Raw genomic sequence first — 10,120 nt, 5'->3', positions numbered from 1 at the left:
GGTGGGGGCGTGGGTGACCACGCGGGTGCGGACGGAATCGCGGTGACACCAAGCGGTACCGCGCGGTACCGTTGAGGCATGGCTGGACTGAACCTGCGGTTTACGGACGAAGAGCTTGACGCCCTGCGCGATCGCGCGGCAGCGGAGGGGCGCAGCATGCAGGCCTTCGCGCACGACGCTGTGATCGCGGCCGTAAACGAGCACTCGCGTCTGTTCAACGAGGCGGCTGACCATGTCCTGAAGGCCAGCGCCGAGCTGAACCGGAGGCTCGCCTGATGCATTTCCTCACGCTTCCCGAGTTGCTGAACCTCGCGAAGCGGCTCGGGGCGGACGAGGTGCGTGACTACGGGCTTCTCGACTCGGCGCTCGCCCGCCCCCAGGCGAGTGTGTTCGGGCAGGACGCCTATCCGGACGTATGGCAGAAAGCCGCCGCGCTCATGGAGTCCCACGCCCGCAACCACGCCCTCGTGGACGGGAACAAACGCATCGCCTGGTACGCGACCTGGGTCTTCCTGCACATGAACGGACACCCCCTGGACGCCGACTTCGACGTGGACGAGGCGGAGCAGTTCGTACTCGACGTCTGCCAAGGCGCTCTGGACGTACCCAAGATCGCTGCCCGACTGCCGCGCTTCGCGCGCTGACCCGCCCTCGATCTGTGACCTCAGTCCCATCCCCCGCCACCCCGGCGCAGTCCGCACGGTGACACCGTCACCCCGCCGGTAGGGTGGCCCGGTTGTCATATGTAGCCGATGTAGCCGACGTAACCGAGCCGCCCTACTCCCGAACCCGGAGACCGTGACTACCACCGCCGCCTCCTCCGCCAGCTCCCACCACCTCTCTCCCGCCTTTCCCGGCCGCGCCCCCTGGGGCACCGCCGGCAAGCTGCGTGCCTGGCAGCAGGGGGCGATGGAGAGGTACATCCAGGAGCAGCCGCGGGACTTCCTCGCGGTCGCGACCCCCGGTGCCGGCAAGACGACCTTCGCGCTCACCCTCGCCTCCTGGCTGCTCCACCACCACGTCGTGCAGCAGGTGACCGTGGTCGCGCCGACCGAGCACCTGAAGAAGCAGTGGGCGGAGGCGGCCGCGCGGATAGGGATCAAGCTGGATCCCGAGTACAGCGCCGGGCCGCTCGGCAAGGACTACCAGGGCGTCGCCGTCACCTATGCCGGCGTCGGCGTACGGCCGATGCTGCACCGCAACCGTGTCGAGCAGCGCAAGACGCTCGTCATCCTCGACGAGATCCACCACGCCGGTGACTCGAAGTCGTGGGGCGAGGCGTGCCTCGAAGCCTTCGAGCCGGCCACCCGTCGGCTCGCGCTCACCGGTACGCCCTTCCGGTCCGACACCAATCCCATTCCCTTCGTCACGTATGAGGAAGGGAACGACGGGATTCGGCGGTCCTCCGCCGACTACACCTATGGCTACGGCTCCGCGCTCGGCGACGGAGTCGTCCGGCCCGTCATCTTCCTCTCCTACAGCGGCAACATGCGCTGGCGGACCAAGGCCGGTGACGAGATCGCCGCGCGGCTCGGCGAGCCGATGACCAAGGACGCGATCAGTCAGGCCTGGCGTACGGCGCTGGACGCGCGCGGCGAGTGGATGCCGAGCGTGCTGCGCGCCGCCGACCAGCGGCTGACCGAGGTCAGGAAGGGCATCCCGGACGCGGGCGCCCTCGTCATCGCCTCCGACCAGGACTCGGCGCGCGCCTACGCCAAGCTGATCCGCGAGATCACCGGCAGCAAGGCGACCGTCGTCCTGTCGGACGACACCGGTGCCTCCAAGCGCATCGACGACTTCGCCGCGAGCAACGACCGGTGGATGGTCGCGGTGCGGATGGTGTCCGAGGGCGTCGACGTGCCGCGGCTCGCCGTCGGGGTGTACGCCACCACCATCTCCACCCCTCTCTTCTTCGCCCAGGCCGTCGGCCGCTTCGTGCGGTCCCGGCGGCGCGGCGAGACCGCCTCCGTCTTCCTCCCGACCGTCCCCGACCTCCTCACCTTCGCCAACGAGATGGAGGTCGAGCGCGACCACGCCCTCGACAAGCCCAAGAAGGAGGGCGAGGAGGACCCGTACGCCGAGTCCGAGAAGGAGATGGAGGAGGCGAACAAGGAGCAGGACGAGGACACCGGCGAGCAGGAGCAGTTCTCCTTCGAGGCCCTGGAGTCCGAGGCCGTCTTCGACCGGGTGCTCTACGACGGCGCCGAGTTCGGCATGCAGGCGCACCCCGGGAGCGAGGAGGAGCAGGACTACCTCGGCATCCCCGGACTCCTCGAACCCGACCAGGTGCAGATGCTGCTCCAGAAGCGGCAGGCCCGGCAGATCGCGCACAGCCGCAAGAAGCCGGACGAGGAAGCCGACCTGCTGGAACTGCCCGCCGAGCGGCGGCCCGTCGTCTCCCACAAGGAGATGATGGAGCTGCGGAAGTCGCTCAACACCATGGTCTCCGCGTACGTCCACCAGACCGGCAAACCGCACGGCGTCATCCACACCGAGCTGCGCCGCACCTGCGGCGGCCCGCCGAGTGCCGAGGCCACGGCCGGGCAGCTGCGGCAGCGCATCGCGAAGGTCCAGGAGTGGGCCACGCGCATGAAGTGATCCCCTCGGCAGATCCGTACCGACTCCGTCGGCCGACCCGCACATCTGTGCGGAATCTGCGCAGAGACGATCCGCAGGTCAGGACATACCGACATGAAGGGAACCGGTCCGTACCAGTCGGTGACCGGATTCTGGACGGAGACTTCCGCTCAGCGAACCGCCTTCGCTAGTGTCCCGCTACGCACACGCCCCGTGGCAGCGCCGCCGCGGAGCGCAGCCGTGAAGCGACTGGGCCCGGACACGCCGGGCCGCCTCGCCGATCGGCGGCCTCTGAAGCGCGTCACTGACGGGACTCGGTGACGCATCCGCCGCCAGGGGGCCGCCGACCTCACCACTTAAGGAGTGGGCGTCGTGACCGCGGAGACCTCCCAGACGCTCGACCGGGGACTGCGCGTCCTCAAACTGCTGGCCGATACGGACCACGGGCTGACCGTCACCGAACTGTCCAACAAGCTGGGCGTCAACCGGACCGTCGTGTACCGGTTGCTGGCCACCCTCGAACAGCACGCACTCGTACGCCGTGATCTCGGCGGCCGGGCCCGCGTCGGGCTCGGGGTGCTGCGGCTCGGGCGCCAGGTGCATCCCCTCGTACGGGAGGCAGCGCTCCCCGCGCTGCGCTCGCTGGCCGAGGACATCGGGGCGACCGCTCACCTCACCCTGGTCGACGGGGCGGACGCTCTCGCCGTCGCGGTGGTCGAGCCGACCTGGACCGACTACCACGTGGCCTACCGCGCCGGCTTCCGCCACCCCCTGGACCGGGGCGCCGCGGGCCGCGCGATCCTCGCCGCCCGGCACCAGGCCGCGGACGAACCCGGATACACCTTGACGCACGGCGAGTTGGAGGCCGGGGCGAGCGGTGCCGCGGCTCCGCTGCTGGGCGTCACGGGGGTCGAAGGCAGCGTCGGCGTCGTGATGCTGGCCGACGCGGTGCCCGAACGGGTCGGACCGCGGGTCGTCGACGCGGCGCGCGAGGTCGCCGAAGCACTGCGCTGAGGCCTGAGGTCGTTTACAGGCATGGGGTGACCTACAGGCATGGGGTGACCGGCGCCTGGCCGGAAGTGGCCGTCGCGTTAGATTGATCCCGTGCTCCTCTCTCGCCTCACGCGCCCCCAGGCCGTAGCCGTCTGCGCTCTGCCCGTCGTGGCGCTGCTCGCCACGGCGGGCTTCGCGCCGTTGCCGTTCTCACTGGCGCAGCCCGGTCTGACCGCGAACGTGCTCGGCGAGAACAAGGGCACCCCGGTGATCACGATCTCCGGGGCGCCGGTGCGCACGACGAGCGGTCAGCTGCGCATGACGACGATCGAAGCGACCGGACCCGATCAACATGTCTCCTTGAGCGATGTGATCGACAGCTGGTTCCGTACCGATCGAGCGGTCATGCCGCGTGACTCGGTCTACCCGAGCGGCAACAGCGTCAAGGAGATCGAGCAGCACAACACGGAGCAGATGCAGGAGTCGCAGGACGACGCGACCACCGCCGCGCTCGACTACCTGAAGCTCAGCGACAACAAGGTCAAGGTCACCCTCAAGCTGGCGGACGTCGGCGGCCCCAGCGCGGGTCTGCTGTTCACCCTGGGGATCATCGACAAGCTGAACGGCGACGGCAGCGGCGGTGACCTGACGGGCGGCCGCACCATCGCCGGTACGGGGACGATCGGCACCGACGGAACGGTCGGCGCGGTCGGGGGAGTGGCCCTCAAGACCCAGGCCGCGCGCCGTGACGGCGCGACGGTCTTCCTGGTCCCGAAGGCCGAGTGCTCGGACGCCAAGTCCGAACTGCCCAAGGGCCTACGACTGGTCGCCGTGACCACACTGAAGAGCGCGGTGAGCGCGCTGGAGGCGCTGGAGACGGGTAAGGGGTCCGTGCCTGGCTGCTAGGCGAGCGCCGGCTTCGTCCCGCTAGGGGTGGCGGCCAGGCGCAGGCCCAGTTCTACGAGGGTCCAGCCGAGGCGGGTGCGGAGTTCGCGCCGGGGCGGCTTGGCCTCGGCGGCGAGGCGGTGGGCGTCGGCCTGGGCGTGCAGTTCGGCGATGTGCTGCTGTGCGAGCTGGATGTGCGAATACATGGCTGTGCCTCTCAGTCCGTCTCGATGGGGAACAGGTGGGTGTGGACGCGCACTTGCTCGGATTCCGGGGTGTCCTTGTCGGGGACGCGGTTCCGGTAGTCGTCGATCAGGGCGTGCATCTTGCCGATGAGCTCGGCGGCCAGGTCGGGCGTCAGCCGTAGCGTCGCGTCGCTCATGTCGGAAGCGCGGGACCAGGGTTCGGCCCAGCTGTTCCGGCCGTTGAGCCAGGTGACCAGCTCGCGGGAGTGGGTGTTCGCGATCTCGTGCAGGAACACCTCCGCCAGTCCCCGGACCTCGGGGCCGGCGCCTTCGAACTCGTCGGTGTCGAAGACGATTCCCTGGTCCACCGCCTGCCACCACCGCTCCCGGCCCTTGCCGTGCTCGGGGGCGTCCTCGACGAACCCGTGCGCGGCGAGCTGGCGCAGGTGGTAGCTGGTCGCACCGCTGGACTCGCCCAGCCGGGCGCCCAGTTGGGAGGCGGTGGCCGGGCCGTTGTTCCGCAGCGCGTCCAGCAGCTGCATCCGCAGCGGGTGTGCCAGGCCGCGCAGCGAGCGGGCGTCGAGGCGGCGTCGTTTCCGTTCTTCGTGCTCCGGCATGCGTACAAAGCTAGCGTTGCAAAGAAGTCGTTGCAAGCACTTCTTTGCAACTAGCTCTTTCTAACTCGCCCCCCACCACCCTTACTTGACCAACCCCTCCGCCTTCATCCAGTCCAACGCCACCTGATGCGGATCCTCCCCGTCGACATCCACCTTCGCGTTCAGCGTCCGCGCCACCGTGTTGTTGAGCTTCTTCGTGACCGGGTCCAGGACCTTCGCGATCGCCGGCCACTTCTTCAGGGCCTTCGTGTTGATCTCGGGCGCCGCGTTGTAGTTGGGGAAGAACTTCTTGTCGTCGGCCATCACCGCGAGGTTCATGGACTTGATGCGGCCGTCGGTGGTGAAGACCTCGCCGTAGGTGCAACTCCCCTTCTTCACCTGGGTGTAGATGATCCCGGTGTCCATCTGCGTGATGTTCTTCGCGGGGAGGTTCATGCCGTACGCCTTCTCCATGCCCGGCAGCCCGTCCGCGCGGTTGGCGAACTCGCTCTCCACGCACAGCGTCACCGCGCCCGGGTTCTTCTTCGCCAGCGCGGCCACCTCGGACAGCGTCTTCGTGCCGTACTTCTTGAAGTTGGCCTGGTTCATCGCGAGCGCGTAGGTGTTGTTGAGGGCGGAGGGGGGCAGCCAGGTGATGCCGTTCTTGAGGTCGGCGTCCCGTACCGCCTGCCACTGCTTCAGCGGGTCGGTGATCGGCTTGCTGTTGCCGAGGTAGGTGATCCACGCGGTGCCGGTGTACTCGTACATCCCGTCCGCGTCACCGGACTTGACGGCCTCCCGCGCTCCGATCGAACCCTGGATGCCGGTCCGGTCGAGGACGTCCGCGCCGGCCGCCTCGAAGGCGATGCCCATCATCGCGCCGAGGATCAGCTGCTCGGTGAACTCCTTCGACGTGACGGTGAGTTGCGCGCCCTTGAGGGGCTCGCCCTTGCCGATGGTGCCGGGGCTGACGTCGTCAACCATCGGGGAGCCGCTGGTCAGTCCGCAGCCGGCGACGACGACCAGGGTCCCGGCCAGCAGGAGACAGGTGCGTTTCATGAGCCCGCCTCCAATCCCCTTGGCCGCAGCAGCAGTTCGACCAGGGAGGCCAGCCAGTCCACGAGGAGGGCGAGGCTGATCGTGAGGATCGAGCCGAGCACCAGGACGGGCATGCGCTGGGTGGTGATGCCGGTGGTGATCAGGACGCCCAGGCCGCCGCCTCCGCCGAAGGTCGCCAGGGTGGCCGTACCGACGTTGAGGACGAGGGCGGTTCGGACCCCGGCCAGGATCAGCGGGACGGCAAGGGGGAGCTCCACCTTTGACAGGACGCCGAGTGGGGACATGCCGATGCCTCGGGCCGCCTCCAGGAGCGTCGGGTCGTTGGCCTTCAGGCCCGCGATCGTGTTGGACAGGACCGGCAGGACGGCGTAGATGATGATGCCGATCAGGGCCGCCTTCTCGCCGGTGCCGAGCCAGATCACCAGCAGGGCCAACAGGCCGATCGCCGGGGTCGCTTGGCCCATGTTGGCGAACGTCATCGCCACCGGGGCGGCCTTGCGGAACGCCCCGCGGGTCAGCAGGATGCCCAGCGGGATCGCGATGATCAGCACGAAGAACGTGGAGATCGCGGTCAGTCGGATGTGCTGCCAAAGTGCCTTGGAGACTTGGCCGTTGGAGAGGGCGTTCTCCGAAATGGCGTCCAGGTGGGCCTGGTTGAACCACAGCCAGGTCGCCAGCAGGATCGCCACCAGGACGGCGGGCAGGAAGGTCAGCTTCTGCCAGGTGATCCGGCGTTTCGGGGGAGTCGCGGGCGGCGGGGCCTCGACTTCCGTCTCTTCTTCCAGCTCGGGAGTGGTCACGCCTTCTCCTCCCCGCCGACGCCTTCCTGCTCGGCGTGCGTCTGAAGGGCCCGGGCCTCCTCCAGCTCGTGCTGGGCCTCCATCGCCTCCAGCCGGTCGGCCTCCAGGAGTTCGTGCACGGAGTTCATCAGCGTCTCCATGTCGACGACCCCGGTGTACTCCCCGCGCCGCCCGGTGACCGCGACCCGCCCCGCGTTGTCCGTGAGCACCGCCTCCAGCGCGTCCCGGAGCGTCGCGTCCCGCGTCACCGTGTCGCTGACCAGCGTGCCCGCCCGGGCCAGCGACCCCTTGGCGCGCATCATGTCGCCGCGCCGCAGCCACTTGTAGGGCCGGCCGCGCTTGTCGAGCAGCAGGATCTCGTTGGTGCCGCTGTCCCGGAGCCGGTTGAAGATGTCCTGGAGCGGGTCGTCGACGGTCACCGTCGGATAGTCCGTGATCTCCACGTCCCGTACGCGGGTCAGGTTCAGCCGCTTCAGGGCCGCCCCGGCGCCCACGAACCCGGACACGAAGTCGTCCGCCGGGTTCGTGAGGATCGCCTCCGGGGTGTCGAACTGCGCGATGTGCGAGCGTTCGCGCAACACCGCGATCCGGTCGCCCAGTTTGATCGCCTCGTCGAAGTCGTGGGTGACGAAGACGATCGTCTTGTGCAGTTCGTGCTGGAGCCTGATCAACTCGTCCTGGAGGTGATCGCGGGTGATCGGGTCGACCGCGCCGAACGGCTCGTCCATCAGCAGCACCGGCGGGTCGGCCGCCAACGCCCGTGCCACGCCCACGCGTTGCTGCTGCCCGCCGGAGAGCTGGCGCGGATAGCGGCCCTGGAACTCGCCGGCGTCAAGACCGACCAGGTCGAGCATCTCCTCCACCCGGTTCCTGATCCGGGACTTGGACCAGCCGATCATCTTCGGGACCAGCGCGATGTTCTGGGCGACGGTCATGTGCGGGAAGAGACCGCTGGACTGGATCGCGTAGCCGACCTTGCGGCGCAGCTTCACCGGGTCGATGTCGGTGACGTCCTCGCCGTCAATGCGGATACGGCCGCCGGTCGGTTCGATCAGCCGGTTGATCATCTTGAGCGTGGTCGACTTGCCGCAGCCGGAGGGCCCGACGAAGACGACCAGCTCACCCGCCTTGATCTCCATGTTGACGCTGTCGACCGCCGGCTGCGGACTGCCGGGATACCGCTTGGTCAGGTTCTCCAGCTCGATGGAGGCACCGGAGGTAGTCGTAGCTGACTCAGGCACGGATCCCCCTGGGAATGGTCAGCCGTCCGAGAAGGACGTACGCGGCGTCGAACAGCAGCGCCAGGACGATGATCCCGAGCGTGCCCGCGAGCACCTGGTTGAGGGCGTTCTTGCTGCCCAGCGACCCGATCCCGCGGAAGATCTCGTTGCCGAGGCCGGGCCCGGAGGCGTACGCCGCGATGGCCGCGATGCCCATCAGCATCTGCGTGGAGACCCGGATACCGGTCAGGATCGGCGGCCAGGCCAGCGGCAGTTCGACCCGCGCGAGCCGCATCAGCCGGGACATCCCGATGCCCTTCGCCGCGTCCACCAGCGACGGGTCGACCCCGCGCAGGCCCACGATCGCGTTACGGACGATCGGCAGCAGGCCGTACAGGGTCAGAGCGATCACCGTGGGCGGAACGCCAAGACCGACGATCGGAATGAGCAGACCGATCATGGCGAGCGACGGAATGGTCAGAATGGTCGACGTGGCCGTGGTGGCGAGGTTGCCGGCCCACTCGCTCCGATACGTGACGACCCCGATCGCCACCCCGATCAGCGTGGCCACGACCATGCACTGGAAGACCGCGCTGGCGTGCTGGTAGGCGTCGGTGAGCAGCTGCTGGTGCCGGTTGCCCAAGTACTCCCAGAAGCTCACATGCCCACACCCCTACGTCGGCCAGGTCGTCCTCTCCCGGTCTTCCGCCGCCTGTTCCACCAGCGGGATGATCCGCAGGGGAACGGGGTTCTCCATCACGATCGCGGTGGCGGCCCGGACAATGCCATCAAAACCGACAACCCGGTCGATGACCCGCTGGAGATCGGCGTTCGACCGGGCCACGAGCCGGCACAGCATGTCCCCGCTGCCGGTGGTCGTGTGCAGTTCGAGGACCTCGGGGACGGTCGCCAAGTGCGCCCGTACGTCCGGGCCTTGACCTTGCCGGATCTCCAGCGTCGCGAACGCCGTGACCGGATAGCCGAGCGCCGCCGGATCGACCTGCGGGCCGAATCCCCGGATGACTCCATTCGACTGAAGCCGGTCCAGCCGCGCCTGCACGGTCCCGCGGGCCACCCCCAGCCGCCGGGACATCTCCAGCACCCCGATCCGCGGCTCCTCCGCCAGCACCACGATGATCCGGCCGTCGAGACGATCGATCCCCATGCTGCCCGCTTCCCGAGATGGTCATCCTGTACAGAAAGTCCGTGGATACTGCCGTATCGCTGAACAGATTGCCCAGCAGATATGCAAACTATTGCGCACCTTGCGGAGGAGCGGGAGCCTTCGCCCATGACGCAGACCACTCACCACACTCCCGACACCGCCCGGCAGGCCGACCCCTTCCCGGTCAAGGGAATGGACGCGGTCGTCTTCGCCGTGGGCAACGCCAAGCAGGCGGCGCACTACTACTCCACGGCCTTCGGCATGACGCTGGTCGCCTACTCCGGACCGGAGAACGGCAGCCGCGAGACCGCCTCGTACGTGCTCACCAACGGCTCCGCCCGCTTCGTCTTCACCTCCGTCATCAAGCCCGCCACCCCCTGGGGCGAGTTCCTCACCCGGCACGTGGCCGAGCACGGCGACGGCGTCGTCGACCTCGCCATCGAGGTGCCGGACGCGCGCGCCGCCCACGCGTACGCCGTCGAGCACGGCGCCCGCTCGCTCGCCGAGCCGTACGAGCTGAAGGACGACCACGGCACGGTCGTCCTCGCCGCGATCGCGACCTACGGCGAGACCCGCCACACGCTCGTCGAGCGCACGGGCTACGACGGCCCGTACCTCCCCGGCTTCGCCCCCGCCGACC

At 68.7% G+C, this 10,120-nt stretch carries 13 protein-coding genes; 6 read left to right on the top strand and 7 right to left on the bottom strand.

The genetic code is table 11. The annotated features are described in order from the left end of the window. The first annotated feature begins 78 nt into the window (after positions 1-78). The 5 genes from AC31A1_RS38455 to AC31A1_RS38435 all read left to right on the top strand — a co-directional run bounded on the left by AC31A1_RS38455 (position 79) and on the right by AC31A1_RS38435 (position 4,476). Complete coding sequence (locus tag AC31A1_RS38455) at positions 79-276, top strand: hypothetical protein (RefSeq protein WP_489657730.1); 198 nt, start codon at positions 79-81, stop codon at positions 274-276. Further along, positions 276-644, top strand: a complete 369-nt coding sequence (locus tag AC31A1_RS38450) for a type II toxin-antitoxin system death-on-curing family toxin (RefSeq protein WP_489657729.1) — start codon at positions 276-278, stop codon at positions 642-644. Before AC31A1_RS38455 ends, AC31A1_RS38450 begins: the two co-directional genes overlap by 1 nt. A gap of 154 nt (positions 645-798) precedes the next feature. After that, positions 799-2,598, top strand: coding sequence for a DEAD/DEAH box helicase (locus AC31A1_RS38445; protein WP_489657728.1), 1,800 nt, complete (start codon positions 799-801; stop codon positions 2,596-2,598). Positions 2,599-2,949: 351 nt separating this feature from the next. Continuing rightward, entirely contained in the window at positions 2,950-3,591 is a 642-nt protein-coding gene (locus AC31A1_RS38440) for an IclR family transcriptional regulator (protein WP_033286087.1), read from the top strand. 90 nt (positions 3,592-3,681) lie between these two features. Beyond that, complete coding sequence (locus tag AC31A1_RS38435; RefSeq protein ID WP_489657727.1) at positions 3,682-4,476, top strand: S16 family serine protease; 795 nt, start codon at positions 3,682-3,684, stop codon at positions 4,474-4,476. Here AC31A1_RS38435 and AC31A1_RS38430 read toward each other — a convergent pair. The 7 genes from AC31A1_RS38430 to AC31A1_RS38400 form a co-directional block, all read right to left on the bottom strand. Next, complete coding sequence (locus AC31A1_RS38430; protein ID WP_489657726.1) at positions 4,473-4,661, bottom strand: hypothetical protein; 189 nt, start codon at positions 4,659-4,661, stop codon at positions 4,473-4,475. The two genes, AC31A1_RS38435 and AC31A1_RS38430, sit on opposite strands and share 4 nt — an antisense overlap. 11 nt (positions 4,662-4,672) lie before the next feature. Then, positions 4,673-5,257: a helix-turn-helix domain-containing protein gene (locus AC31A1_RS38425; RefSeq protein WP_489657725.1), complete on the bottom strand. Its 585-nt coding sequence runs from the start codon at positions 5,255-5,257 to the stop codon at positions 4,673-4,675. A gap of 81 nt (positions 5,258-5,338) precedes the next feature. After that, positions 5,339-6,295 carry a glycine betaine ABC transporter substrate-binding protein gene (locus AC31A1_RS38420; protein WP_489657724.1) on the bottom strand — a complete coding sequence of 319 codons (957 nt, stop codon included), beginning with the start codon at positions 6,293-6,295 and terminating at the stop codon, positions 5,339-5,341. After that, on the bottom strand, positions 6,292-7,095 hold the full coding sequence (locus AC31A1_RS38415) for an ABC transporter permease (RefSeq protein ID WP_489657723.1): 804 nt from the start codon (positions 7,093-7,095) through the stop codon (positions 6,292-6,294). Before AC31A1_RS38415 ends, AC31A1_RS38420 begins: the two co-directional genes overlap by 4 nt. Next, positions 7,092-8,336 carry a betaine/proline/choline family ABC transporter ATP-binding protein gene (locus AC31A1_RS38410; protein ID WP_489657722.1) on the bottom strand — a complete coding sequence of 415 codons (1,245 nt, stop codon included), beginning with the start codon at positions 8,334-8,336 and terminating at the stop codon, positions 7,092-7,094. Before AC31A1_RS38410 ends, AC31A1_RS38415 begins: the two co-directional genes overlap by 4 nt. Further along, the gene (locus AC31A1_RS38405; protein ID WP_489657721.1) at positions 8,329-8,976 is read right to left on the bottom strand and encodes an ABC transporter permease; all 648 of its coding nucleotides are present in this window, start codon (positions 8,974-8,976) and stop codon (positions 8,329-8,331) included. Before AC31A1_RS38405 ends, AC31A1_RS38410 begins: the two co-directional genes overlap by 8 nt. A 12-nt stretch (positions 8,977-8,988) precedes the next feature. Next, entirely contained in the window at positions 8,989-9,480 is a 492-nt protein-coding gene (locus AC31A1_RS38400) for an Lrp/AsnC family transcriptional regulator (RefSeq protein WP_489657720.1), read from the bottom strand. 126 nt (positions 9,481-9,606) lie between these two features. Between AC31A1_RS38400 and AC31A1_RS38395 the strand changes: the two genes are divergently transcribed. Further along, positions 9,607-10,120 (top strand): VOC family protein (locus AC31A1_RS38395; RefSeq protein ID WP_489657719.1); only part of this gene is annotated, 514 nt, incomplete at its 3' end.

Source organism: Streptomyces sp. P5F9, from assembly GCF_057961495.1.
This window is presented reverse-complemented; position numbering and strand designations above follow the sequence as displayed.

Excerpts from the sequence above, each read along its gene's own strand:
- AC31A1_RS38425 (WP_489657725.1), bottom strand. The coding sequence starts at position 5,257 with ATGCCGGAGCACGAAGAACGGAAACGACGCCGCCTCGACGCCCGCTCG.
- AC31A1_RS38430 (WP_489657726.1), bottom strand. The coding sequence starts at position 4,661 with ATGTATTCGCACATCCAGCTCGCACAGCAGCACATCGCCGAACTGCAC.
- AC31A1_RS38450 (WP_489657729.1), top strand. The coding sequence starts at position 276 with ATGCATTTCCTCACGCTTCCCGAGTTGCTGAACCTCGCGAAGCGGCTC.
- AC31A1_RS38420 (WP_489657724.1), bottom strand. The coding sequence starts at position 6,295 with ATGAAACGCACCTGTCTCCTGCTGGCCGGGACCCTGGTCGTCGTCGCC.
- AC31A1_RS38400 (WP_489657720.1), bottom strand. The coding sequence starts at position 9,480 with ATGGGGATCGATCGTCTCGACGGCCGGATCATCGTGGTGCTGGCGGAG.
- AC31A1_RS38455 (WP_489657730.1), top strand. The coding sequence starts at position 79 with ATGGCTGGACTGAACCTGCGGTTTACGGACGAAGAGCTTGACGCCCTG.